21 protein-coding genes and 1 pseudogene are annotated in these 23983 nt (G+C 66.8%); 3 read left to right on the forward strand and 19 right to left on the reverse strand.

Annotated elements, in window-relative coordinates:
- The 10 genes and pseudogenes from DWV11_RS12035 to DWV11_RS12080 all read right to left on the reverse strand — a co-directional run.
- Nucleotides 1–541, reverse strand: a pseudogene (locus DWV11_RS12035) (hypothetical protein); the annotation flags it as partial.
- Nucleotides 542–692: 151 nt separating this feature from the next.
- Nucleotides 693–1571, reverse strand: a complete 879-nt coding sequence (locus tag DWV11_RS12040; protein WP_115789169.1) for a sugar phosphate isomerase/epimerase family protein — start codon at nt 1569–1571, stop codon at nt 693–695.
- A complete protein-coding gene (locus DWV11_RS12045) occupies nt 1568–2599 on the reverse strand; it encodes a Gfo/Idh/MocA family protein (protein ID WP_115789170.1) in 1032 nt (343 codons plus the stop codon). The genes DWV11_RS12040 and DWV11_RS12045 overlap by 4 nt, the downstream gene beginning before the upstream one ends.
- A gap of 45 nt (nt 2600–2644) precedes the next feature.
- Complete coding sequence (locus DWV11_RS12050; RefSeq protein ID WP_115789171.1) at nt 2645–3562, reverse strand: sugar phosphate isomerase/epimerase family protein; 918 nt, start codon at nt 3560–3562, stop codon at nt 2645–2647.
- A 34-nt stretch (nt 3563–3596) separates the two neighbouring features.
- Complete coding sequence (locus tag DWV11_RS12055) at nt 3597–5096, reverse strand: CoA-acylating methylmalonate-semialdehyde dehydrogenase (protein WP_115789172.1); 1500 nt, start codon at nt 5094–5096, stop codon at nt 3597–3599.
- Nucleotides 5097–5158: 62 nt separating this feature from the next.
- Nucleotides 5159–7087 carry a 3D-(3,5/4)-trihydroxycyclohexane-1,2-dione acylhydrolase (decyclizing) gene (iolD, locus tag DWV11_RS12060; protein WP_115789266.1) on the reverse strand — a complete coding sequence of 643 codons (1929 nt, stop codon included), beginning with the start codon at nt 7085–7087 and terminating at the stop codon, nt 5159–5161.
- Between the two features lie 8 nt (nt 7088–7095).
- A complete protein-coding gene (locus tag DWV11_RS12065; protein ID WP_115789173.1) occupies nt 7096–8037 on the reverse strand; it encodes a Cgl0159 family (beta/alpha)8-fold protein in 942 nt (313 codons plus the stop codon).
- Complete coding sequence (gene iolC, locus DWV11_RS12070; RefSeq protein ID WP_115789267.1) at nt 8034–9032, reverse strand: 5-dehydro-2-deoxygluconokinase; 999 nt, start codon at nt 9030–9032, stop codon at nt 8034–8036. Before iolC ends, DWV11_RS12065 begins: the two co-directional genes overlap by 4 nt.
- Before the next feature lie 126 nt (nt 9033–9158).
- Nucleotides 9159–9566, reverse strand: a complete 408-nt coding sequence (locus DWV11_RS12075; RefSeq protein WP_115789174.1) for a tautomerase family protein — start codon at nt 9564–9566, stop codon at nt 9159–9161.
- Nucleotides 9567–9676: 110 nt separating this feature from the next.
- On the reverse strand, nt 9677–11128 hold the full coding sequence (locus DWV11_RS12080; RefSeq protein ID WP_115789175.1) for a sugar porter family MFS transporter: 1452 nt from the start codon (nt 11126–11128) through the stop codon (nt 9677–9679).
- Between the two features lie 160 nt (nt 11129–11288).
- Here DWV11_RS12080 and DWV11_RS12085 point away from each other — a divergent pair, with 160 nt between their 5' ends.
- Nucleotides 11289–12275, forward strand: a complete 987-nt coding sequence (locus DWV11_RS12085; protein ID WP_245953587.1) for a LacI family DNA-binding transcriptional regulator — start codon at nt 11289–11291, stop codon at nt 12273–12275.
- 112 nt (nt 12276–12387) lie between these two features.
- On the opposite strand, the gene sucD is transcribed toward DWV11_RS12085, so the two are convergent.
- The 5 genes from sucD to DWV11_RS12110 all read right to left on the reverse strand — a co-directional run bounded on the left by sucD (nt 12388) and on the right by DWV11_RS12110 (nt 18972).
- Nucleotides 12388–13290 (reverse strand): succinate--CoA ligase subunit alpha, encoded by a 903-nt coding sequence (sucD, locus tag DWV11_RS12090; protein WP_115789177.1) that lies wholly within the window; start codon nt 13288–13290, stop codon nt 12388–12390.
- Between the two features lie 14 nt (nt 13291–13304).
- Nucleotides 13305–14474, reverse strand: a complete 1170-nt coding sequence (gene sucC / locus DWV11_RS12095; protein WP_115789178.1) for an ADP-forming succinate--CoA ligase subunit beta — start codon at nt 14472–14474, stop codon at nt 13305–13307.
- A 261-nt stretch (nt 14475–14735) separates the two neighbouring features.
- Nucleotides 14736–15431: a hypothetical protein gene (locus tag DWV11_RS12100; RefSeq protein WP_115789179.1), complete on the reverse strand. Its 696-nt coding sequence runs from the start codon at nt 15429–15431 to the stop codon at nt 14736–14738.
- A gap of 14 nt (nt 15432–15445) precedes the next feature.
- The gene (gene pcrA / locus DWV11_RS12105; RefSeq protein WP_425452061.1) at nt 15446–18004 is read right to left on the reverse strand and encodes a DNA helicase PcrA; all 2559 of its coding nucleotides are present in this window, start codon (nt 18002–18004) and stop codon (nt 15446–15448) included.
- 107 nt (nt 18005–18111) lie between these two features.
- Entirely contained in the window at nt 18112–18972 is an 861-nt protein-coding gene (locus DWV11_RS12110; RefSeq protein ID WP_115789181.1) for an inositol monophosphatase family protein, read from the reverse strand.
- A gap of 86 nt (nt 18973–19058) precedes the next feature.
- Between DWV11_RS12110 and DWV11_RS12115 the strand changes: the two genes are divergently transcribed.
- A complete protein-coding gene (locus DWV11_RS12115; protein ID WP_115789182.1) occupies nt 19059–19685 on the forward strand; it encodes a hypothetical protein in 627 nt (208 codons plus the stop codon).
- 5 nt (nt 19686–19690) lie between these two features.
- On the opposite strand, the gene DWV11_RS12120 is transcribed toward DWV11_RS12115, so the two are convergent.
- On the reverse strand, nt 19691–20461 hold the full coding sequence (locus DWV11_RS12120) for a DUF998 domain-containing protein (protein WP_115789183.1): 771 nt from the start codon (nt 20459–20461) through the stop codon (nt 19691–19693).
- Between the two features lie 49 nt (nt 20462–20510).
- A complete protein-coding gene (locus DWV11_RS12125) occupies nt 20511–21551 on the reverse strand; it encodes a hypothetical protein (protein WP_115789184.1) in 1041 nt (346 codons plus the stop codon).
- Between the two features lie 180 nt (nt 21552–21731).
- Here DWV11_RS12125 and DWV11_RS12130 point away from each other — a divergent pair, with 180 nt between their 5' ends.
- The gene (locus tag DWV11_RS12130; protein WP_115789185.1) at nt 21732–21980 is read left to right on the forward strand and encodes a hypothetical protein; all 249 of its coding nucleotides are present in this window, start codon (nt 21732–21734) and stop codon (nt 21978–21980) included.
- A 72-nt stretch (nt 21981–22052) separates the two neighbouring features.
- On the opposite strand, the gene DWV11_RS12135 is transcribed toward DWV11_RS12130, so the two are convergent.
- A complete protein-coding gene (locus tag DWV11_RS12135; protein WP_115789186.1) occupies nt 22053–23573 on the reverse strand; it encodes a putative bifunctional diguanylate cyclase/phosphodiesterase in 1521 nt (506 codons plus the stop codon).
- Complete coding sequence (locus DWV11_RS12140) at nt 23563–23976, reverse strand: DUF7793 family protein (RefSeq protein WP_115789187.1); 414 nt, start codon at nt 23974–23976, stop codon at nt 23563–23565. Before DWV11_RS12140 ends, DWV11_RS12135 begins: the two co-directional genes overlap by 11 nt.
- Nucleotides 23977–23983: the final 7 nt, after the last annotated feature.

Raw genomic sequence — 23983 nt, forward strand, 5'->3', positions numbered from 1 at the left:
TACATCCCAGAAGCGGCCCCAGGCTCACCGACCCGGGCCCCCTTCCCCCTGCCTCTTGACAGAAACGACTACATATTAGTTTCTCCGAGACCACCGCCCAATTTCCTGTGGGCGTGCCCAGGCGTTTGGCGTCCCGGAAGCCGGTGGGAAGCATGGAAAGCTCCGGCGCGAACCGCTTTCTGAACTTGTCCATGGAATCCCTGTCGGCATAGAGCCGCGGTGCTGCGGCACGGCCCACCTGGTCACGATGGCAGGTCAGGTACTCGACCGTCTGCGGAACCCGGGCGAGACTGAGCCCCCACAGCAGCAGCCCGGTTTCCCGGCAAAGAACCGGAGATTCGCCGCGGACGGCAAGGGACGCCGTCGTCAGCGCATAACGGTCCCATCCATTGATGGACAACCACCGCTCGGCCGAAACGTAGACCCCGTGCCTGATCCGCACAAGGTTTCCGCGCTTGTAGCCGTGGTGGAGTTCCCAGGCCGTGGCTCCCGCACGGGTGCCCGAGGGTGAGCTGAGGAAGGTGGCTTCAGGGAATTCCATGGCTCCACTGAACCGGGCCCGTCAGCTGCAGGCACCCTCCAGCTGGCTCTATGTGGAAAAGTCCGGCTTAAGCGTGGGTGGCCCGCTCAAATTTGAGCGGGCCACCCGCGCTTGGACCGGTGAAAGCCAAGGGACCACAGAAGCGGAAGACTCAGCCCTTGCTGAATTTCGCCACGTACTTTTCGATCGTTTCCAGCTGGTACCGGGCCACGTCGTGCGCGTTCTCGTCCTCCGCGAAGACGGAGGAGCACATCACGGTGTCCGGGGAGTCCAGGAAGCCCACCTCGGCCAAGCCGCCGAAGAACTCGTCCCAGTTGACCTCACCGTCGCCGATCTTCAGGTGCTGGTGCACCCGCACGGCGTTGCCGGGCGGGTTGGTGATGTACCGCAGGCCGTGCGAGGCATGGTGGTTCAGGGTGTCCGACACGTGGACCACGCGCAGGCGGTTCCCTGCGGCACGCATGATCTCCAGCGGTTCGTCCTTCATGTGGAAGGTGTGCGAGGCCACGTAGACCATGCCGACGTTCGGGGAGTTCAGGCCCCGGATCACGCGCCAGGCGGCCAGGCCCTCCTCCACGAAGTCGTCCGGGTGCGGGTCGATCGCCACGTGGACGCCTTCGCGTTCGAAGACCGGCAGCAGTTCGTCCATGGACTTGTAGAAGGCGGCTTCGGATTCCTCGGGCAGCTCGGGGCGGCCGGAGAACTCGGTGTTCATCTGGGTGCAGCCCAAGCCCACGGAGATCCGGATGGCGCGCTTCCAGTAGCGCACCGCGGCCTGGCGGAGGGTCTCGTCCGGGCCGGACCAGCGCAGCACCGGCAGCACCGAGGCCACTTCGACGCCGGCCGCCTCGCAGTTCTTCCGGAACTGCGCCACGAGCGCGTCGTCCGCCTTGGGGTGGCGGAAGAACGGAATCATGTCCGCGTGCGGGGTCATCTGCAGGTAGCGGTAGCCCAGGTCCGCGGCGAGCGCCGGGAACTCCAGCAGGGAGTGGCTGTGGTGGAACGGGGTCGGGTCGAGCGCGATCTTCACTGCGTCTCCCCCGCGGTCCGGTAGAGCTCCGGCTTCCCGTTCAGCACGACGGCGACCTTCTCGCCGCTCTTCTGCGCCTCGACGCCTGCCTCGCAGCAGGCAGCGGTGGCGTAGCCGTCCCAGGCGGACGGACCGCCCAGCTCGCCGCGGGCGGCGGCGTCCACCCAGGCCTGGACCTCGACGTCGTACGCGGCACCGAAACGCTCGATGAAGCTCGGGGTGACCTGGCCGCCCCAGGCGCCGCTGCGGCGCACGTACGGGCCGCCGTCGCGCCCGATGTTCACGATGGCCTCTTCGAAGGCGGCCTCGGTGGCCACTTCGTAGCCGAACTTCGCGTTGACGAAAATCTCGACGTCGGCCAGGACACCGGACCCGGTTTCGATCAGGACGTGCTGGGGGTCGTGCTGGCCGGCCGGGGCCTTGCTGGATGCCTTGCCGAGACGGACCTGGACGGAGGTGATTTCCTCGCCGGTCAGGTAGCGGATCACGTCGAATTCGTGGACCACGGAATCGTTGATGAGCATCTCGTTCGTGAATCCGGCCGGGGTGCCAGGGTTGCGGTGACGGCAGTGCAGCATGAGCAGCTCGCCGAGCTCGCCGCCGCGGATCAGTCCGCCCAGTTCGGCGTATTCGGCGTCGTAGCGGCGCATGAAGCCCACCTGGACGCGCTTGCGGCCGGCCTCGACCTCGGCCTGGACGATCTTCCAAGCCGATTCGGCGTCCGGGGTGAGCGGCTTCTCGCAGAGGATCGGGATGTCCAGCGGCAGCGCCTCGAGCAGGGCCTGTTCGTGCAGGAAGCCGGGCGTGGCGATCAGGACGGCGTTGACGTCGCCCGAGGCGTAGGCCTCCGCGGCGGTCGCGAAGGCCTTGGCGCCGGGAATCCCGGCGATGGCGGCGTTCGCGCGGTCCAGGTCGATGTCGACGACGGCGGCCACGTCGGCGCCGTGGATACGCGTGTGCAGGCGCTTGATGTGGTCAGCGCCCATCATGCCGGCGCCAATGACGGCGACGCGCAGGTTTTCACTCATGGTGACGTTTGCCTTTCAGCTCAGTGTTTCGAGGGTGTCGCGTACTCAGCCGACGGTAGTGCGGGAGCCGCAGGAAAGCAGGTAGTTCCTGGTGCGCTTGGCGATGGGCATCGGCACGTCGAAGGCCACCGGATACATGTCCTGTTCCACGATTCCGAAAATCGGCCGGTTGAGGCCTTCCACGGCCTCGATCACGGCGCGCAGGTCAGGCAGGCCGTTCGGCGGTTCGGTCATGACGCCGGCCAGGTTCGCGGCTGCCCAGGTCATGTTTTCCTGGTTGACCTTCTTCAGGACGTCCGGGTTGATCTGCTTCAGGTGCAGGTAGCCGATCCGGTCCGGGTAGTTCTTGATCAGTTCGAGGCTGGAAGCGCCGCAGTATTCGGCGTGCCCGGTGTCCAGGCACAGGTTCAGGTACTGCGGGTCCGTGGCAGCCAGCAGGGTTTCGATGTCCTGCTGCGCGCCGACGTGGGAGTCCGCGTGGGAGTGGAACTGCTGGTGCAGGCCGAAGTCCTCCAGCAAGACCTTGCCCATGCGGTTGTGCCCTGCGAAGAGGTCGGCCCACTGCTCGTCCGTCAGTTCGCCGCTCTCCACGGCTTCGCCGGTGACGTCGTCGCGCCACATGGCCGGGATGACCACGATGTGTTCGCCGCCCATGGCGGCCGTCAGTTCGGCCACCTTGCGGGCGGGCTCCCAGGCCTCGTCGTACTGCATTGCCCCGCGGTGGAAGGCGGTGAAGACGGTTCCGGCCGTGACCTTGAGGTCACGCTGCTTGAGTTCCTCGGCCAGCCGGGCGGGGTCGTTCGGCAGGTACCCGTAGGGGCCCAGTTCAATCCATTTGTAGCCGGACTCGGCCACCTCATCCAGGAACCGTTCCCAAGGGGTCTGTTTGGGGTCATCGGCGAACCAGACGCCCCAGGAGTCGGGGGCGGTGCCGATGATGAGCTTGTTCTCGACGTCGGTCATGACAGCGGTGTCTTTTCTCTGCGGCGGCGGGGATTCAGTTGGTGGGGAAGTTGTAGCTGGCGCCGGTGCGTTGTTGGGGTTCGGGCCAGCGTTCGGTGATGACTTTGGCGCGGGTGTAGAAGGATACGCCTTCGGGTCCGTAGATGTGCTTGTCGCCGAACAGGGAGTCTTTCCAGCCGCCGAAGGAGTGGTAGGCCACGGGCACGGGGACGGGGACGTTGATGCCGATCATGCCTACGTGCACGCCGCGGTGGAACTTGCGGGCATTCGCGCCGGAGGAGGTGAAGATCGCGGTGCCGTTGCCGTAGGGGTTGGAGTTGATCAGTTCGATCGCTTCCTCGACGGTTTCGGTGCGTACCACGGACAGGACGGGGCCGAAGATTTCTTCCTGGTAGGCGTCCATGTCGAAGTCGACCTTGTCGATCACGGTGGGACCGAACCAGTAGCCCTCCTCCTGGCCTGGCACGGTGAACTCGCGGCCGTCGACCACCAGCTCGGCACCGGACTGGGCAGCGGCGGTGACGATGGAACGCATCTTCTGCTGGGCGGCCTTGGTGATGACCGGGCCCATGTCGGCCCCGGGGTCGGTGCCGTCGGCCACGCGGACGGCCTCGGCGCGGTCCTTGACCTTGGCCACGAGGGCGTCGGCGGCGTCGCCGACGGCGATCGCGACGGAGATGGCCATGCAGCGCTGCCCGGCGGAACCGAACGCGGCGGCAGCCAGATGGTCGGCGGCGTTGTCGAGGTCGGCGTCGGGCAGGATGATCGCGTGGTTTTTCGCCCCGCCCAGGGCTTGGACGCGCTTGCCGTGCGCCGTGCCTGTGTCGTGCACGAGCTTGGCCACCGGGGTGGAGCCGACGAAGGAGATCGCGTCGATGTCCGGGTGGGTGAGCAGGCCCTGGACCACCTCACGGTTGCCGTGCAGGACTTGGAAGACGCCATCGGGCAGGCCGGCCTGCTTGAAGAGCTTCGCCAGCAGCATCGCCGCGGACGGGACCCGGCCCGAGGGCTTGAGGATGAAGGTGTTGCCCGTGGCGATGGCCATGGGGGCCATCCAGAGCGGGACCATGACGGGGAAGTTGAACGGGGTGATGCCGGCGACGACGCCGACGGGCTGGCGGTAGGAGAAGACGTCGATGCCGGTGGAGGCCTGGTCGGAGTACTCGCCCTTGAGCAGCTGCGGGATGCCGCAGGCGAATTCGATGACTTCCAGGCCGCGGCCGATTTCGCCCTTGGCGTCGGAGAGGACCTTGCCGTGCTCGGCGGTGATCAGGGCGGCCAGCTCGTCCACGTGCGCGGCGACGAGTTCGCGGAACGTGAACAAGATGGTGGTGCGCTTGGCCAGGGAGATATCGCCCCAGGACTTCGCGGCTTCCTTCGCGATTGCGACGGCCTGGTCCAGATCCGCCGGGCTCGCCAGGCGGACTTCCCCGGTCTGCGCGCCCGTGGCGGGGTTGAACACACCCTCGATGTCAGTGCCGGTGCCGGGGTGCTCGGCCCCGTTGAAGAAATGCGGAATGGTGGTGATAGTCATGTGTTTCTCCTGCTCAGGAAGTTTTCAGGGGCGGATGCGGGGCCGGTCCTTCAGTGGACGGTTCAGCCCAGCAGGGGTTTCTGGACGGCCTTCCAGTCTTCGTAGACTGTGCGGGCCTCTTTGGTGCTGTCGAGTTCGGCGGTGGCGGAGACGGGCACGTCCCACCAGGACTCGGAGGACGGGGCGTCGATCAGCGGGTCGGATTCGAGGTGGATCACGATGGGTCCGCTGCCTTCGGGGGCGGCTTTGGCCTTGGCGATCGCGGCTTCGAGGTCCTCGATGACGTTCTCGCCCGGTTCGATCCGGTACACGGTCGCGCCGAGGGATTCGGCGTTCGTGGCCAGGTCGATGTTGAGTTTCTCGCCGGCGTCGAAGCTGTGGGTGGCCTTGTCCAGCACCCGGTACTGGGTGCCGAAGCGCTGGGAACCCAGCGACTCGGAGAGAGACCCGATGGAGGCGTAGCCGTGGTTCTGGATGAGCACCACGATCAGTTTGATGCCCTCGGCGACGGCGGTGACCAGTTCGGTGTGCATCATCAGGTAGGAGCCGTCCCCGACCATGACCACTACGTCACGGTTCACGCCGCCGGATTTCGCTTCGTCAAGGGCGGCACGCTTGACGCCCAGGCCGCCGGCGATCTCGTAGCCCATGCAGGAGAATGCGTATTCCACGTGGTACCCGAAGGGGTCGGTGACCCGCCACATCTTGTGCAGGTCCCCCGGGAGGGAGCCTGCGGCGCAAATCAGCACGTCCTGGCCGGCCATGGCCCGGTTGGTGGCGCCGATGACCGCGTTCTGGGATATGAGGGGCGCGTGGCGCTGGGCGAACGCGGCATCCACGGTGGCGTCCCAGCGGGCTTTCTCCCCCGCAACCTCCGCCGCGACGGACGCAGCAACGGTGTGGCCGGTCAGTTCGGCGGTCAACGCCTCCAGGGCCTTGCGGGCGTCGGCCACGATCGGCAACGAGGTGCCGTGCTTGTAGGCGTCGATCGCGGCGACGTTGATGTTCACGAAGGACACGTCGTCATTCTGGAACGCGGTCCGGGATGCGGTGGTGAAGTCCTCGTAGCGGGTGCCGATGCCGATCACGAGATCCGCTTCGCGGGCCAGGGCGTTCGCCGCTGTCGTGCCCGTGGACCCGATCGCGCCGAGGGCCTGGGGGTGGTTCCAAGGCAGGACGCCGACGCCGGCCTGGGTCCAGCCGACCGGGATGCCGGTGGCTTCTGCGAACTCCCGCAACGCATCCTGGGCGAAGGCGTACAGGACGCCGCCGCCTGCCACGATGAGCGGACGCTTCGCGGCCTTGATGCGGCGCGCGGCCTCGGTGATGTCTTCGGGTTCCGGGGCGGGGCGGCGGATCCGCCAGTCCCGCTCGGCCAGGAATTCCTCGGGGACCTCGATGAGTTCGGCCTGCACGTCCTGCGGCAGGGCGATGGTCACCGCACCGGTCTCGGCCGGGTCGGTCAGTACGCGCAGCCCGTTCAGCAGGGCGGAGAACAGCTGCTCGGGCCGCTGGACCTTGTCGTAGTACTTCGATACCGGCCGGAACGCGTCGTTGACCGTGATGTCGTAGCCGTGGGGCTGTTCGATCTGCTGCAGCACGGGGTCCACGGTGCGGGTGGCGAAGGTGTCCGAGGGGAACAGCAGCACCGGAAGCCGGTTGGCCGTGGCCAGCGCGGCGCCGGTGAGGAGGTTCGTCGACCCTGGCCCCACCGAGGTGGTCACCGCGAAAGTCTGCCGGCGGCGGGTGTGCCGGGCATAGCCCACGGCCTGGTGCGCCTGGGCCTGCTCGTTGCGGCCCTGGTAGTACGGCATCAGGGACGGGTCCTTGGCTTGGAACTGCTTCAACGCCTGCCCCACCCCGGCCACGTTCCCGTGGCCGAAAATGCCGAACATCCCCGGGATCAGCCGTTCCCGGTACTCCACCCCGCCCACCCGGTCCACAGTGTACTGCTTACCCAGGAATTCAACAACAGCCTGGGCCACGGTCATGGTGCGCGTCATCGCATAGTCTCCTTGCTGACGGAGGGGGTGATTTCTTCGGTGTGGAGCAGCGACGCCGCGGCGGCGACGGCACCGGCCACGTCGCCGTCGGCCGGGTACAGCAGCGTCCGTCCCACGGTGAGGCCCTGCACACCGGGCAGGGCAAGGGCCTTGCCCCATTCGGCGAAGACATCGTCCTGGTGACCAGCGGGGTCTCCGCCCAGCAGCACTGTGGGCATGGTGGTGGCCGCCATGACGCGTTCCATCTCCTCCACCACGGGCAGCTTCATCCAGGTGTAGGCGCTGGTGGCGCCCAGGCTGGAGGCGATGCCGATGGACTTGACGACGGCGTCGGCGGACAGGTCGTTGCGGACCTTGCCGTCCACCCAGGCCGACAGGAACGGCTCCACCATCGCAATCAGGCCGCGGCTGGTCAGGGAATCGATGGCCTTCGCTGTCGCTTCCAGGAACTGCGCGGTCACCGGGTCCCCCAGCGCGATCCGGGTAAGCATCTTGCCGCCGTCGGCCCCCAGCGCGGCGAGGGCCTCGGCCGTATGGCCGGTGAAACGGTCATCGAACTCATTCACGAAACCGGCCAGGCCGCCGCGGTTCATCGACCCGAACACCAGCTTGCCGTCCAGGGCGCGGAGCAGCAGCAGGTCATCCATGATGTCCGGGCTGGCCAGCACACCGTCGACGGCGGGGTTGGACAACGCGATCTGCAGGCGGTCCAGAAGCTCGCGACGGTTCGCCATCGCCGTCGGCTGGCCCTGCGCGGCCAGCGCGCCGCGGGCCGGATGGTCCGCGGCCACGATGAAGTTCTGCTTGCCCAGCACCGCACCCGGGTGCTTGACCCGCGCGGCCGCGGCCCGGGCCACCGCGCCCGGATCTTCCAGGCGGATCTTGGTCAGGAATTCGTAGCGGCGCGGATTCTCAAGATCGAGGGTCTCCAGGCTCATTTGGCCAACTCCTTCAGGGTGTCGGCCACGAGGCGGCCGCGTTCACTCAGCAGCGACACAACTTCCTCCGGCGTGGGCATCGCATCCGCACACGAAAGACGGGAAGCCACGATCGCACCGGCAGCGTTGGCGTAGTCCAGCACCTCGGCCAGCGACCAGCCGGCCAGCAGACCGTGCACGAACGCCCCGCCGAAGGAATCCCCCGCGCCCAGGCCGTTCAGGGTCTGCACCGGTACCGGCGCCGAGACCACCCGCCCGGTGCGGGTCTTGGCCATCACGCCTTCCGGGCCGAGCTTGACGACGGCGATCTGCACACCGGCGTCCAGCAGCCGGTCCGCCTGCTCATCCGGAGTCCCGGGGCCGACAGCGACAGCGCACTCTTCGTCGTTGCCGATCGCGACCGTCACATGCGGCAGGACCTTGGCGACCTGTTCGCGGGCCTCTTCGATGCTGTTCCAGAACATCGGCCGGTAATCCAGGTCCAGGATGGTGTGCTGGCCCTCGCCAAGGCTGCTGTGCGGGCGGGCCTGGTGCGCGGCGATGTGGGCGGCGCGGCTGGGTTCCTGGCACAGCCCGGTCACGGTGGACCAGAAGATCTTCGCCTCCCGGATCGCGTCCAGGTCCAGGTCCTCCGCCTTGATCTGCAGGTCCGGGGCCGTGGGGAAACGGCCGTAGAAATACAGTGGGAACTTCTGTTCCTCGGGCAGGATCGCGCAGAACGTAGCGGGGGTCTGCAAACCCGCGACGCCGCTGACGAAACGGTCATCCACGCCGAACTTGGCCAGTTCTCTGTGCAGGTACTCCCCGAAAGGATCCTCACCGGTCCGGGTGATCACCGCCGTCGAGCGGCCATGCCGGGCCGCGGCAACCGCCACATTCGAGGGCGAACCGCCCAGGTACTTACCGAAGCTGCCCACCTTGTCGAGGGACACACCAACGTCGTTCGGGTAGATGTCGACGCTGATGCGTCCCATCGTGAGTAGCTCGAAGCCCACTTCTTCCGCCTTCCTTGTCATTCCGGTTTTCCGGCGCGGACCGCGGCCGTTGTGATACCGGCCACAGCTAAACTTTCCTACGATTTTAATGTCCTGTCAAAGGTTTGTCAGCACATTCCTGCGAAACTACGACGCCGCCGGCACCTTCAACTCGCCGGTCAGGTACTGGGCGCGGCCGAAGCCGAAGGTCCAGTCTTCGGGGCCGTTTTCCACGTAGCCCAGGAAGATGTCTTCGCCGGCAACGCCGACGCCGCCGAGCGCCTGGTGGATCCGGGCGTACAGGTTCTGCTTTGCCTCGATGCTGCGGCCCCGCTGGGTGAAGATCTGGAGCATGACCACGGCGCCGCTGCGTTCGAAGCCGAGCCCCGCATCCTGCGCCACAAGGTGACCAGCAGGGTGCTCGGTGAGGATGTGGAAGTAGTCGCGCTCCGGGATCCGGTACTCCTCGACGATCGCCTCATGGACGGCCCGGCTAATGGCCTGGAGTTCTTCCGGACTGCGGCCGGCGGTGACATCGATACGAACGAGGGGCATGGCGACCTTTCAAACCGAGCTTCCAGAGTTTGTCCTGACATACTTACAATATCGCTACGCAAAGGCCGGGTCAATACCCGGACTCCGCAGCGTCCGGGGCCAGGCGCCGCCTACTTGGACTTCGCCACCACGAAGATCGCACCGGTTGAAACGTCCTCCTCGAGGGCTTCCAGGGTGTGGCCACGGGTCTCGGGTACCTGCGTGGCCACGAAGAGCAAGGCAATCGCACCCACCACGGCGAAGAGGAAGAAGGTTCCCGTGATGCCCATCCCGGCCACGAGGGACGGGAAGTACAAGGACAGGAAGCCGTTGACGATCCAGAGCATGAAGATGGAAATGCCCGTGCCGATGCCGCGCATGTGGAGCGGGAAGACCTCGGAGAGATACACCCAGACGGCGACATTGAGGAAGGTCTGCATGGAGCCGACGAAGGCCACCACGAGGAACAGGATCACGAACGGGCGGATCGGGCTGCCCGCGGGCAGGGCCATCGACGCTACGCCGATCAGCAGGTGGCAGACGGTGGTGAGGCTCAGGCCGATGATGAAGGTCTTGCGGCGGTCAACACGGTCCATCATGGTCAGGGCGACGATGCCGCCGACCACGGCAATCACGCCCGGGGCGATGTTGGCTATCAGCGCACCGCTTTCACTGAAGCCGGACTCAACGAGGACGGTCTGGCCGTAGTACATGATCGAGTTGATGCCGGTGAGCTGCTGCGCCACGCCGAGGCCGATTCCCACCAGGAGGATGCGCAGCAGGTTGCGGTTGCCCAGGATGGCCCGCCAGCCGACAGCGCTCGCCTTCTCTGCACGGGCAATGTACTCCACCTCGGCAAGTTCCGCGTCGGCCCGGTCCACGGAACGCACCGTCCTCAGGACCTGCAGGGCCTCCTCGCGGCGGCCCTTCTCGACGAGCCAACGCGGGGATTCCGGCATCCGGAGCATGCCGAAGAAGAGGGCAACGGCGGGCAGTGCACAGACGGCGAACATGATGCGCCAGACTCCGTCCACGTGGCCGAAGAGACCTCCGATGACAGCATTGACAACGAATGCGGCGAGCTGTCCGACGACGATCGCAAGTTCGTTTCGACCGGACAGGGAGCCGCGGATCTCGTACGGCGCCAGCTCGGCCAGGAAGACGGGAACGACGGCGGACGCACCACCCACCGCGAGGCCGAGCAGGATGCGCCCCAGCACCAGGATGGCGAAGTTCGGGGTGAGCACCACCGCGAGCGTCCCCACGAAGAAGAGCGCCGCGAGGAGGAGGATCGTCTTCCGGCGGCCCCAGCCGTCGGAAATCCGGCCGCAGGAAATCGCGCCGATTGCGGCGGCGAACACGAGGGAACTGGTGACAATGCCTTCCGTGAAGGCCGAGAGGCCGAGTTCGGCGGTCATGGGCCGCAGGGCCCCGTTGATCACGCCGGTGTCATAGCCGAAGAGCAGGCCGCCGAAGGTGGCGACGAGGGCCACCAGGCCGAGGCGCTTGCGGTGCGCGCCCGCCGTCAGCGGGGGCAGCGTGGCACCGTTCGCGACCGTACGGTCCGTGGGATGTGAACTCAATGAGACTCCTTTGTCGTCGGGTCATGCGAGGTGGATCACACCCACCCTAACGCGCGAAAGAAGCTTTGTCAGGTCATACTCTCAAAAAGTTCAATATTTCCTCGGGCGTGCCATCATTGATGCCATGCGCACGCCGGATACGGAGACAAGCAAGCGGGCGGTGACACAAAGCGATGTCGCCCGCCACCTCGGGGTATCCCGCACCCTCGTCTCCTTCGCCATGCGCGGCGCACCGGGAGTCAGCGAGGACATGAGGCGGCAAATCCTCAGCGCTGCCGATGCGCTCGGCTACCGCCGCAACATCCAGGCGGCGGACCTCGCGCGGAAGCGCCCGACGGCGGTGGGGCTGCACCTGGTGGACCTGCATAACGATGTCTATGCCGACATCTTCAGCGGCGTTCAGGAAGTCCTCAGGTCAAACGATTCCCGCCTGGTCATCAGCGTCAACGCCACGCCTTACGGCCCGGATCCGCGCGCCCTCGACCCGCTGTTCGAAGCGCAGGTGGGCGTCATCATCGCGGCCACGCTGCTCGATCCTGGCGAGCGCGTGCGGGAACTGAACCGCCGCGTACCGCTGGTCAACGTCACGCGCTCCGTGCCGGGAGTGGACAGCATCCACTCCGACGACATCAGCGGCGGCCGCCTGGCCACTGGGCATCTGCTGGACCTTGGCCACCGGAACATTGCCCACCTGTGCGGACCCGCCTTCGAAGGCCACTTGGAGCGGCGCACCGGCTACCGGGAAACCATGCTGGAGCACGGGCTGCAGCCGCTCATCATCGAGGCTGCAGGCTTCAGCCGCGAGGACGCCGCCGCGGTGGCGCTGAAATTGCTCGCGTCCCCGCCCGGGCAGCGGCCGAGCGCAATCTTCGCCCACAGCGATGAGCTGGCCCTCGGCGTGCGGGAGGCCGCCGCCTCACTCGGACTGTCCATTCCCGGGGACCTGTCGCTGGTGGGCTACGACAACTCCCGGGTGGCGGGGCTGCACGGGATCGACTTGACCACCGTTGACCTGCACGCCCGCGAGCTCGGCCGCGCCGCCGGCCAGGCCGCCGTCGAACGCATGCTCTACCCGGCCTCCCCCGCCGTCGACCGCATCCTCGCCCCGACGCTCGTCACCCGCGCCTCCACCGCGCCGCTGCACTGAAAGCAGCCCGCCGCCGTCGGGAACTTCCTGGCCGTTAACGACGACGGCGCCCGTCACCTTCGCGGGAAAGATGACGGGCGCCGTCGTAACGGGCACTGGGTCCTGCAGCCGCTTAGAGCGCGGCGTAGACCTCGCGGAGCAGCTTGGCGGTCTCGGACGGCGTCTTGCCGACCTTCACGCCTGCGGCTTCGAGGGCTTCCTTCTTGGCCTGGGCCGTACCGGCGGAGCCGGAGACGATGGCGCCTGCGTGGCCCATGGTCTTGCCTTCGGGGGCGGTGAAGCCGGCCACGTAGCCGACGACCGGCTTGGTGACGTTGGCCTTGATGAAGTCGGCCGCACGCTCTTCGGCGTCGCCGCCGATTTCGCCGATCATGACGATCGCCTTGGTCTCCGGGTCGGCTTCGAACGCCGCGAGGGCGTCGATGTGGGTGGTGCCGATGATCGGGTCACCGCCGATGCCGATGGCAGTGGAGAAGCCGAGGTCGCGCAGTTCGTACATCATCTGGTAGGTCAGGGTACCGGACTTGGAAACCAGGCCGATGGGGCCCTTGCCCGTGATGTTCGCCGGGGTGATGCCCACGAGGGCTTCGCCCGGGGTGATGATGCCGGGGCAGTTCGGACCGATGATGCGGGTGATCTGCTTGCCGTCGGCGTCCACCTTGGACTGGGCGAGGGCCCAGAATTCGGCGGAGTCCTGCACCGGAACGCCTTCGGTGATGACAACCACGAGACCGATGCCGGCTTCGATGGCCTCGACCACGGCGGACTTGGTGAATGCCGGGGGAACGAAGACGATCGAGACGTCTGCGCCGGTCTCCGCGATGGCTTCCTTGACGGTGCCGTAGACGGTGATTTCCTTGTCGCCGTGCAGCACGGTGGTGCCTGCCTTGCGGGCGTTCACGCCGCCGACGATGTTGGTGCCGGCCTTGAGCATCAGGGCGGTGTGCTTGGTGCCTTCGCCGCCGGTGATGCCCTGGACGATGACCTTGGAGTCCTTGTTGAGGTAGATAGACATAGTCCTGCGTCCCTTTACTTTGCTGCGTTGGCGAGCTCGGCGGCCTTGTCGGCGCCCTCGTCCATGGTTGCTGCCAGGGTCACCAGCGGGTGGTTGGCCTCGGTCAGGATACGGCGGCCTTCGTCCACGTTGTTGCCGTCGAGGCGGACAACCAGCGGCTTGTTGGCGGACTTGCCCAGTTCGGCGAGTGCACCGACGATGCCCTTGGCCACTGCGTCACAGGCGGTGATGCCGCCGAAGACGTTCACGAAAACGCTCTTGACCTGCTCGTCGCCCAGGATGACGTCCAGGCCGGCGGCCATGACCTCGGCGGAGGCTCCACCACCGATGTCCAGGAAGTTGGCGGGCTTCACGTTGCCGTGGTTCTCGCCGGCGTAGGCGACAACGTCGAGGGTGGACATGACAAGACCGGCGCCGTTGCCGATGATGCCCACTTCGCCGTCCAGCTTCACGTAGTTGAGGTCCTGGGCCTTGGCCTTGGCTTCCAGCGGGTCCGCGGCGTCCTTGTCCTCCAGCTCGGAGTGGTGCACGTGGCGGAAGTCGGCGTTCTCGTCGAGGGAGACCTTGCCGTCGAGGGCAACGATGTCACCGGCGCCCGTGCGGACGAGCGGGTTGACCTCGACCAGGGTGGCGTCTTCCTTCTTGAAGACGTCCCAGAGCTTCAGGATGACGGCCGAGACCTTGGGGGCCAGTTCTGCGGAGAAACCGGCGGCGGCGACGATTTCGTCGGCCTTGGCCTGGTCGATGCCGGTGGCGGGGTCGATCGCGACCTTGGCAAGGGCCTCGGGACGCTCGACGGCGAGCTGCTCGATTTCCATGCCGCCTTCCACCGAGCACATGGCCAGGTAGTTGCGGTTGGCGCGGTCCAGCAGGATGGAGAAGTAGAACTCTTCGGCGATGTCTGCGCCCTGGGCGATCATCACCTTGTTGACGGTGTGGCCCTTGATGTCCATACCCAGGATGTTGGTGGAGTGCTCAAGCGCCTCGTCGGCAGTCTTGGCAACCTTCACGCCGCCGGCCTTGCCTCGGCCACCGACCTTAACCTGTGCCTTGACGACAGTGACTCCGCCGATCTTCTCGGCAGCTGCCTTTGCTTCTTCAGGAGTGTGCGCCACGATGCCGGCGAGCACGGGTACACCGTGCGCTTCGAACATATCGCGCGCCTGATATTCAAACAGGTCCACGGTTTAGTGTCCTTCTACGTCGAAGTAGTGTCGGTACAGCCGGGGTCCGCGGTAACCGCGGTAACCAGCTGCGGAAGAGAAGTGTGCAACATCCCGCCAAAACTGCCGGTCATATTGCGCAAGTTCCTCTGGAACTCTAGCCGCCCGCGGGGGCAAGCCGGTTCTACAGTACCCGTTAAGTGAGTAACCACACACTTCTATCAGGCGTAGAAAATCCGCGGAATCCCGCGGATTTTCAGCAGTTTCCTCTCAGTTGGCAGCTTAGGATGCCGGCATCGTGCCGCTGGTAACAGTTCCGCCCTTGGAGACGAGCATGTAGCCGGCCCGGTTCACGAAGAAGGCCACGCCCGCGGAGAGGTTCCCGCAAGCGACACCGCCGTTGTATGTGGAGCAACGCAGGCCGTTGCGTTCGATGTTCTGCCCTTCGCCGAGCACCGGCAGTTCTGCGATGGGGCCCGAGCGGTTGCCCTTGGGCCCGAACTCCGCTTCCATTTCGGTGACTCCGGAGCGGCAAGCACCGTAGGCCACCTTGTCCGGCCGCAGCAGCACAGTGCCGCCAAGGTAGCCCAGGCCCGTGCCGTTGCAGTTGTCGGTGGCGTCCTTGGCCCTCGGCGCCGGGTACACGGCCAGTTCGCAGTGCACCACGGGGACAGTGGCGAGTTTTCCGTTGGCGCTGTCCCCGTAGTTGTTGGCCTCGTAGGGGAGGCTCAGGTGGTCTCCGCGGGCCGAGGTCATGGCGCAAACGATATTGCGGTCCGCGCTGACGAACGCGGTCACGTCGTCGCCCCCGGCGAGTTCACTGGGCTGGGTAACCGGAACCTGCTTGAGCTGTTCCAAGGGAGGCAGCGGGGCCGGCGGCACATAATCCGGGTCTTTCGTGGACACCGAACACCCGGTGGCCAGCATCAGCAGGCAGGCGGCCAGAATCCCCAACACAGTCCGTCGCATGGCACCCATTATGCCCGGCGGTGTCAGCCCTCCAGTTTGGTCAGCGGCGCGTAACGCAGCAGCAGGCGCTTCTCCCCGACGTCGAACGTCACCTTCGCGACCGTTTTGTCCCCGGTTCCTTCGACGCCGATCACGGTGCCGTTGCCGAAGCTGGTGTGGTTCACCTTGTCCCCCACCGCCACCGCGATGACTTCCTTCTGCGGCTGCACCCGGTTGCGTGCGACGGCGGCCGGCACGTCGGCGTCGAACCCTGCAGTGGGGCTGGCGGCGGCGCCGCGGGGGGTCCCCGCTCCCCAATAGGAACCGCCGTAGCGGTTGCCGCCAGGGGACGATGCACCCCAGCCGCCGAGCTGGCGGGAGGTACCTTCGCGTTTCCACTCCACCAGGTCCGAAGGGATTTCCTCGATGAACTGGCTGGCCGGGTTGTACTGGCTCTGGCCCCACATGTTGCGGACCTCCGAGCGGGTGACGTACAGCCGCTGCCGGGCGCGGGTCAGGCCCACATAGGCCAGGCGGCGCTCTTCGGCGAGTTCCTTCGGGTCCGTGGCCGAACGCTGGTGCGGGAAGATCCCGTGCTCCATGCCGGTCAGGAAAACCACCGGGAATTCCAGGCCCTTGGCGGTGTGCAGGGTCATGAGCGTGACCACGCCCAATCGCTTGGCCTCGGCCACGGCGGCGGCCGCCTCTGCGGCCGAGCCGCCGGGGGCGTCCGGGATCTGGTCGGCGTCGGCCACCAGGGAGACCTGCTCCAGGAATTCGCCGAGCGAGCCTTCTGGGTTATCGCGCTCGTATTCGCGGACCACGGCCACCAGTTCGGCGAGGTTCTCCACGCGCGATTCGTCCTGCGGGTCGTTGCTGGCACGCAGTCCGGCAAGGTACCCGGTCTGTTCGAGCACGGCTTCCAGGGCGGCGGCCGCGCCCGAGCCTGCGGCCACCTCGGCGAGGTCGTCCAGCAGCTTCACGAAGCCGAGCACGGCGTTGACCGAACGCGTGGCCATTCCGGGGGCTTCGGCGGCGCGGCGGGCCGCGGCCATGAAGGAAGTGCGGTCCCGTTCGGCGAGGGCCGCCACAGCACCTTCGGCGCGGTCGCCGATCCCGCGCTTGGGTTCGTTCAGCACGCGGCGGAGGTTGACGTCGTCGTCCGGGTTCACCAGGACGCGCAGGTACGCGAGGGCGTCCTTGATTTCCTTGCGTTCGTAGAACCTGGTGCCGCCCACTACCTTGTAGGGCAAACCGACGCGGACCAGGACGTCTTCGATGGAACGGGACTGGGCGTTGGTGCGGTAGAAGATGGCGACGTCGCCCGGACGCAGGCCTTCCTCGTCCTGCAGCCGGTCGATTTCCTTGGCGATGAACTGGGCTTCATCGTGTTCGTTTTCGCCCACGTAGCCGATGATCTTTTCGCCGTCGCCCTCGGCCGTCCAGAGGCGCTTCTCCTGCCGGTTCGGATTGCGGGAGATCACCGAGTTGGCGGCGGAGAGGATGTTCTGGGTGGAGCGGTAGTTCTGCTCCAGCTTGATGGTGCGGGCGTTAGGGTAGTCCTCTTCGAATTCAACGATGTTGCGGATGTCCGCGCCGCGGAAGGCGTAGATGGACTGGTCGGAATCGCCGACGACGGTCAGCTCGCTGGGGCCGACATGTCCGGGTCCGCCTTGGCTTGCGGCGTCCTGGGTTCCGGCATCGGTGCCGACAATCTCGCGGACCAGCGCGTACTGGGCGTGGTTGGTGTCCTGGTATTCGTCCACCAGCACGTGCCGGAACCGCCGGCGGTAGGACTCGGCGAGAGCGGGGAAGGCACGGAACATGTAGACCGTCTGGGCGATGAGGTCGTCGAAGTCCATCGCGTTGGCCTGGCGCAGCCGCTGGGTGTAGCCCTTGAAGACCTCGGCCACAGCCTGCTCGAACGGATCGTTGTAGTTGGCCGCGGCGGCGAAGGCGTCGTCGTCCACGAGTTCGTTCTTGAGCGCGGAAATCTTGTGCTGGATGGCCTTTGGCGCGAAGCGCTTGGGGTCCAGGTCCAGGTTCTTGGCCACCAGGGTGATCAGCCGCAGCGAGTCGGCGGAGTCGTAGATGGAAAAGTTGGAGTTCAGGCCAACGTTGGCGGCCTCGCGCCGCAGGATGCGGACGCAGGAGGAGTGGAAGGTGGAGATCCACATGCTCTTGGCGCGGCCGCCCACCAGCGCCTCGATGCGTTCGCGCATTTCGGCGGCGGCCTTGTTGGTGAAGGTGATGGCGAGGATTTCGCCGTGGTGCGCCCGTCCCGTGGCGATCAGGTACGCGATCCGGTTGGAGAGCACGCGGGTCTTTCCCGAACCTGCACCGGCCACAATCAGCAGCGGGCTGCCGGAGTGCTTCACGGCCTCTTCCTGTTGCGGGTTCAGGCCCAGCAGCAATGACTCTGCGCTCGGCATGGAGTGCCCGACGTGGCCGCCGGCAGGCTCCCAGGGAGCGGACCCGCCGGTACCGGAACCATGCAGGGATGCGCCGGGTCCGCCGGACGCCGGCAAGGCGGCACCGGCGAGGGAACGGGCGGGCTCGGGCGCAGCCTTGTAGGAGCTGCCTGCATAGGGGTCGAACAACATATCCATGGTGATTACAAGTCTAGGCGGTGGGGCTGACACCGGACTTCCGGGCCATGACGTAGAAGGTCACGCAGCCCGGCCGCCGGCCCGCCTCCCGGGCGCCGGGGCTACGCGAACTGGGGCACGGAGGTGAGCGCCACGCCCAGCTCGCGGACCGCCGTCGGGCCTCCGGCGATGAACCAGTCCAATCCGTTCACGCGCACGACGGCGGTGTCCCCGCCGGCCGCGCGGACAATCGCTTTGCCGGGCAGCCAGTCCCACTCGGGGCAGCTGTGCTGGAACCAGCAGCCGAGCTCGCCGTCGGCCACCCGGCCGAGGTCGCAGGAGCCGGAACCGAACATCCGCAGGGACGCCGCGGACACTGCCGCCGCATGCCACGGCATGGCCGCGCGGGGGTCGGCGAGCCAGGTCGGGTGGATGTAGGTGGCAGCGCAGAGTTCGGCGAGGGGGGTGGCCGAAGGGCCGCTGATCGGTTCACCGTTGAGGGTGGCCGGGCGGGATTCGCCGCCCAGCCAGAGCTTGTCCGGTTCCGGCTGGTAGACGGCGCCGAGGACCACCTCCGGGTCCGGGCCGCCGTCGGTGTCCGGGCCGCCGTCGGTGTCCGGGCCGCCGTCGCGTTTGAGGGCAATGGCCGAGCACCAATACGCCGAGCCGTGCAGGAAGTTGAAGGTGCCGTCCACGGGGTCGATTACCCAGGTCCGGCCGCTGCTGCCGGCCACGGAGCTGCCTTCCTCGCCGAGGATTCCGTCCTCGGGGCGGCAACGGCGCAGTTGCTCCAGCACGTAGGCCTCGGCGGCCCGGTCGGCGGCTGTGACGACATCGGACACGGAGGTCTTGCGGTCCGCCTGGAGACCGCCCATCCTCATCAGGAGAGCCAGCTGCCCGGCCTCCCGGACGAGGGCCGCGGCCAGTTCGTAGTCATCGAGTGCGGGGTCGAGTTCAACAGCGGAGTGCCTGCCAGTGGTCATGGGTCCCAGCCTATCCGCGAGGGCCCCGGCCGAGCGCAGCGAGGTTGGGGAAGCGGATGGGCGTTAAGTGGCGGAATAATGGTTGGATGGCCAAGACTCCCGCACAACGGATCAGGAAGCACGGCGCCAAGGCAGCCGTCCCCGCGAGCCACCCGGCAACACCCGTGAACCCCACCACGAACCGCACCCCGGCCAAGGCCGAAAGCAACGGCAAGCTGGTGGTGATCGCCGGTGTCGTGGCGAGTGTGTTCCTGTTCTGGTACCTGCACTTGCTGACCCTGAACCAGATGACCCAGCTCTCCAACGGCCTGGCCATGCCGGATTCCCTCATCGGCGGTTTCTCCGCCGACTACGTCCAGCAGCTGCACACCGCCATGAACGACGACGCCCGCGGCCAGCTGGGCTACATCCACAAGACGGCCGGCACCCTGTTTCCGCTGATCTTCGGCTTCAGCTGGCTGCTCCTGGTGGGCATCAACGTTTCCCGCAAGGCACTCCGCTGGGCCTTGTGGGCGGCGCCCCTGGCCTTCGCGGCGGTGCGTCTGTGGGGCAACGTCGCGATCGATGCCGCCCTGGCCCAGGCAACGCCCGACGCCGGTCAGGTGGCCGTGGCGTCGACCCTCACGGTACTCGGCTGGGTGCTTTTCCTGCTGAGCCTGGCCGGCGGCGTAGCCGCGGTCTTCCTGGGGCGGCGCCGCGCGAAACGCGACTGACGCTCCTAGCGGGCAGGTCCTGCGAGCCTTCGGATCCTCCGGCGTTCACCGTGCACCCGGTAGGCAACCGTGAGGCCCACCAAGGACAGTCCCAGGATGATCGGGTAGGCCATGGTCCGCTCGATGGACCCCGGTTCATCCACCCGGAGCGCCGAGGCCAGCACGTACACGGTGGCGCCGAGCGACACCACGCCGAAGAGCAGCACCATCCAGGACATGGAACTCCGGCCCAGCCACACCAGGCCGAGGATGGCGAGGGCAATCGGGGCGGCGATGAAGTAGAGGCCGGCTCCGGTCAGGTGCCATGCCAGCTCCGTGTCTTCAGGGATGAGGCCGACCATTGCCTGCCCGATTCCGGCCACCAGGACCAAGCTCCTGACCGCTCCGGCGGCAAGCCATGGTACGTTGCCCGGTCCGGTGCGGATGGCCCGTTGACCGGGCTTGGCTGCCACGGACAGGACGGCGGAGCTGAGCAGCACGGCGCCGAGCACCATCGCAACGCCCTGCAGCACAAAAGACGCGTTCATGAGCCAGTTCAGCGGGGAACAGACCATGTAGCCGTTGAAGGGGGCGCAGTTCGCGGCGCCGAGGTCGCTGATGACGTGGGAGCGCCTGTCATACGACGGCGAGCCCTGCCATGCGGCCATGGCGATTGCTTCGACCACGAAGTAATGGATGAGGCTCAGGGAAGCCCAGGCGCCCACCAGTTCACGCCGCCCGGCAAGATCCGGCAACAGTGCGCGTTCGCTCGCCTGCGGGGTACCCGCCGTCGTCATAGCGCCCAATATAGACCCACGCGGTCCGCGGGCGAAGGGCGGGCCGCAGTCAGGGCTTCGGGGTATCCGCTCCGCCGGACAGGAGGGCGCCGGCCTGGACGGCGCGCTGGTGGGCGCCGGCCTTTTCGAAATACTCCACGGACTGCTTCTGGCTCAGTTCTGCAGCCTGCCGGCGCCCGTCCGCGGCTTCTGCGCGTGCGAGGAGCAAATAGGCTTCCCCTGCGGTCTGCGGCGGAAGCTTGTCCGCTGACCCGGTGACCTCGGTCAAGAGCGCGATCGCGGCCGGTGCGTCTCCGGCCAGGAAGTTCCAGTGGGCGCGGACGTAGCGCAGCAGGAGGATTTCCTCCTCACTGCCACCCACAATGTCCGTGGCAAGCTCAGCACGCTCGATGCAGCGCAGCGTCCCCGAGTCCGCCACGCCCGCCGCGAGGCGCATCGCGGCCGAGGCCTTGTTGAATTTCGCCCAGACGTCGAGGTTGCTCGACGGCGAGAAGGTGTCGGCGGCGAGTTCGTGGTGTTCCAGGCCCTCCTCCACCTTGTTGCACAGGAAGGCGACGTTGCCGATCACCCAGTACGCCTTGCCTGCCAGCTGGTCGTCCATGTCGTCCGAGATCCGGGCCGACAGGGCCAGCGACTCTGCCCAGGCCTCGTCAAGCTTGCCGGACTCAGCGAGCGCAGCAATCAGGGCCTGGCGGGCGTGGACCTCGAACTCGGCGTCAGCCTCGTCGGCAAGCAGTTCGACGGCGGAGCGCGCCGCTTCCGCAGCATCGTCCAGGAGCCCGCCGCCCTGGATGGATTTCGCGAGCAGTATCAGCGCCCTGGCGCGGTCCCGGGAGGAGGCGCCGGCCGGGGGCATCTGGGACAGTGTCCTGGCGAGGTCCGCGGCGGGTCCGAAGTCTCCGGCGTCAAGCAGGTTCTCGGCCTCGAAGAGCGCCATGTTCCACCACCCGGAGGTGTCGCCCTCGTCGCGGGCCGTCCGGGCGGCATCACGCGCACTCTCCGCCGCCTTGGCGAATTCGTGGCTGGCCCGGTACTCCCTGGCGAGCAGCTCCGCGGCTGCGTAGGACGGTGTCCCCCTGTTTTCCGACATGACCTCATTATCCCGAAATCGGCGGCCCGTGGTTTCCGGCCCGGACGCCCGGGCGGGCATACCATCTTCCCCGGAAATCGTAAACCCAAGCTAGTGACACGGCGTGTCGCAAATCGCTATACTAACTACGTTTCACTCCGTTCTCTTGCATCACACCAGTCACCTACCAGGAGTATCTGTATGAAAAGAACTGTCGCTACTTTCCTTGCCGCTGCCGCGCTTGCGGTGGCTGGATTCTCCACTTCGGCAGCCATTTCGGCAAGTGCCGATCATTCCGCACAGGATACTTCCGTTGCTACCGGCTGGTGGCCGAACTTCGCGAAGTCTTCCGTAGAAGCTACCGGTTGGTGGCCGAACTTCGCCAAGACTTCCTCCGTGGAAGCTACCGGTTGGTGGCCGAACTCCACCACCACTGGGAACGATCTCTAGAACGAAACGTAGTTGAGGCAAGCAGGGGGCGCCGGATCATCTCCGGCGCCCTTCGCATTGTCCGCTTGAGATTCAGGGCGCGCCCAGCAGGCGGACGAAATCGGCCGGGGGCACCGGCCGGCTGAAATAGTAGCCCTGGCCGCTCGCACAGCCCAGCCTTGACAGCTCCGCGGCCTGTTCGGCGGTCTCGATCCCTTCGGCCACCGCTTCCATCCCGCAGGCGTGGATCAGCTGGAGCACCGCGGCCACGAAAGCCCTCTGCCCGTCGTCCGAGCCCAGCCCTTCAATGAGGGACCGGTCGATCTTGACCACGTGCACCGGCAGGTTGCGCAGGTAGCTGATGGAGGAATACCCGGTGCCGAAGTCATCGATCTCCAGCTGGACGCCCAGGTGGCGCAGGCCGGAGAGGGAGTAGCGGTCCAAGTCCGAGCCGTTGACAGCCACCGACTCCGTGAGTTCGATGACCAGCTTCGAGGCATCGACGCCGGCGTCCGTGAGTGCGTCACGCACCCGTTCAATCAGTTCCAGGCTCCTCAGCTCGGTGGGGGAAATGTTCACCCGCATGCTGAAGTCGTCCACGAGCCCCGGAGTGTCCAGCCAGGTGCGCAGTTGCCGCAGGGCCGTGCGGAGGACCCAATCGCCAAGGTCCACGATGAGGCCGGTTTCTTCGGCCAAAGGGATGAATTTGTCCGGCATGAGCATGCCCCGCTCAGGGTGGTTCCAGCGCACCAGGGCCTCTGCTCCCTCGACCCTGCCGCTGGCAAGTTCCACCACGGGCTGGTAGTAGAGGACCAGCTGGTCTGTCCGGATGGCTTCGCGAAGCTCTGTGATCATCTGGCCCTGCAACCGGCGGGCGTGCAGCAAAGCCGGCTCGAATACCTTGACGGCGTTGCGCTGTTCGGCCTTGGCCGCATACATGGCGGTGTCGGCTTCCATGACAAGCTGCTCCACGGATTGGCCCGGCTCGGCGACCCTGAGCCCGATGCTGGTGCCGCAAACGATCCGCAGGTCCCCGATCTCGATGCTTTCCGCCAGGGCCCGCAGGATCCGCTTGGCCACGCCGCGGGCCTGCACCACGTTCGATTTGGGCAGCATCACCGCGAATTCGTCGCCGCCCAGCCTCGCGACGGTATCGCCATCACGCACGGCCTCGCCGAGTCGCTTCGCGGTAATGCGCAGCACGTCGTCGCCGGCGCTGTGGCCCAGCCTGTCATTGACGCCCTTGAAGGAATCAAGGTCCAGGACAAGCAGGGCGGGCGGCAGTTCGCCCTCCTCGGCTTCGGCGAGCTCCTGGCTGAGGGCCCGGTTGAGGGCAGTACGGTTGGCCAGCTGGGTCAAGGGATCGGTCAGGGCCATCCGCTCAAGCTCGATCTGGGCCTCGCGGAGCATGGCGGTCCGGCTCTCCACCCGTTCTTCCAGTTCCCGGTAAACGGCCTGGAGGTCATCTGCCATGAGGTTGATTCCCGCGATGACGGCGGCAACTTCGTCCCGCGGCCCCGAAAGCGGGATGCGCGTGCTGAGGTCGCCGTCTGCGATGCGGATGACCCCTTCGACCAGCGCCAGGAGGCGCGGATCCTGCGGTTCAGGATTCACGAAGATACCCTGCCAGCCACTCCCGGGCTGCAGCCTCGGAGGTAAAGAATCGCGCGGGGATGGTCTTCGGCGTCATCCGCAGCAGGAAATGCGCCATGACGCGGTCCACGGGGCTCTCGCCGAGTAAGGCGAGCGCCGAGATGGTTTCGGGGGCGGCGGAAACCGCGCGGGCGCCGTCGTTGATATCCAACACGCCGGTGACAGTGATCAGCAGGGGGCGTTTGCGCCCGTCGACCTTGGCGCGCACCAAGGTGGATGCGGCCCGGGCTTCTGGGGTGTGGAGCTGCGATCGGACAGGGAGGACAAGCTCTACGATCCCGTCGTTTGCCGGCGCGATGTCAAACGGCTCGGCCCTTCCCGGCTCCGTGCCTCCTGCTTGCCGCGCGATCTGCTGATTGCTCATGGGTCCC

The organism is Arthrobacter silvisoli, assembly GCF_003369445.1.
Classification (GTDB): domain Bacteria; phylum Actinomycetota; class Actinomycetes; order Actinomycetales; family Micrococcaceae; genus Arthrobacter; species Arthrobacter silvisoli.

Excerpts from the sequence above, each read along its gene's own strand:
- DWV11_RS12055 (WP_115789172.1), bottom strand. The coding sequence starts at position 5,096 with ATGACTATCACCACCATTCCGCATTTCTTCAACGGGGCCGAGCACCCC.
- DWV11_RS12075 (WP_115789174.1), bottom strand. The coding sequence starts at position 9,566 with ATGCCCCTCGTTCGTATCGATGTCACCGCCGGCCGCAGTCCGGAAGAA.
- DWV11_RS12065 (WP_115789173.1), bottom strand. The coding sequence starts at position 8,037 with ATGAGCCTGGAGACCCTCGATCTTGAGAATCCGCGCCGCTACGAATTC.
- iolD (WP_115789266.1), bottom strand. The coding sequence starts at position 7,087 with ATGACCGTGGCCCAGGCTGTTGTTGAATTCCTGGGTAAGCAGTACACT.
- sucD (WP_115789177.1), bottom strand. The coding sequence starts at position 13,290 with ATGTCTATCTACCTCAACAAGGACTCCAAGGTCATCGTCCAGGGCATC.
- DWV11_RS12100 (WP_115789179.1), bottom strand. The coding sequence starts at position 15,431 with ATGGGTGCCATGCGACGGACTGTGTTGGGGATTCTGGCCGCCTGCCTG.
- DWV11_RS12130 (WP_115789185.1), top strand. The coding sequence starts at position 21,732 with ATGAAAAGAACTGTCGCTACTTTCCTTGCCGCTGCCGCGCTTGCGGTG.
- DWV11_RS12140 (WP_115789187.1), bottom strand. The coding sequence starts at position 23,976 with ATGAGCAATCAGCAGATCGCGCGGCAAGCAGGAGGCACGGAGCCGGGA.
- DWV11_RS12110 (WP_115789181.1), bottom strand. The coding sequence starts at position 18,972 with ATGACCACTGGCAGGCACTCCGCTGTTGAACTCGACCCCGCACTCGAT.
- pcrA (WP_425452061.1), bottom strand. The coding sequence starts at position 18,004 with ATGTTGTTCGACCCCTATGCAGGCAGCTCCTACAAGGCTGCGCCCGAG.
- DWV11_RS12050 (WP_115789171.1), bottom strand. The coding sequence starts at position 3,562 with ATGACCGACGTCGAGAACAAGCTCATCATCGGCACCGCCCCCGACTCC.
- DWV11_RS12115 (WP_115789182.1), top strand. The coding sequence starts at position 19,059 with ATGGCCAAGACTCCCGCACAACGGATCAGGAAGCACGGCGCCAAGGCA.
- DWV11_RS12045 (WP_115789170.1), bottom strand. The coding sequence starts at position 2,599 with ATGAGTGAAAACCTGCGCGTCGCCGTCATTGGCGCCGGCATGATGGGC.
- DWV11_RS12125 (WP_115789184.1), bottom strand. The coding sequence starts at position 21,551 with ATGTCGGAAAACAGGGGGACACCGTCCTACGCAGCCGCGGAGCTGCTC.
- DWV11_RS12120 (WP_115789183.1), bottom strand. The coding sequence starts at position 20,461 with ATGACGACGGCGGGTACCCCGCAGGCGAGCGAACGCGCACTGTTGCCG.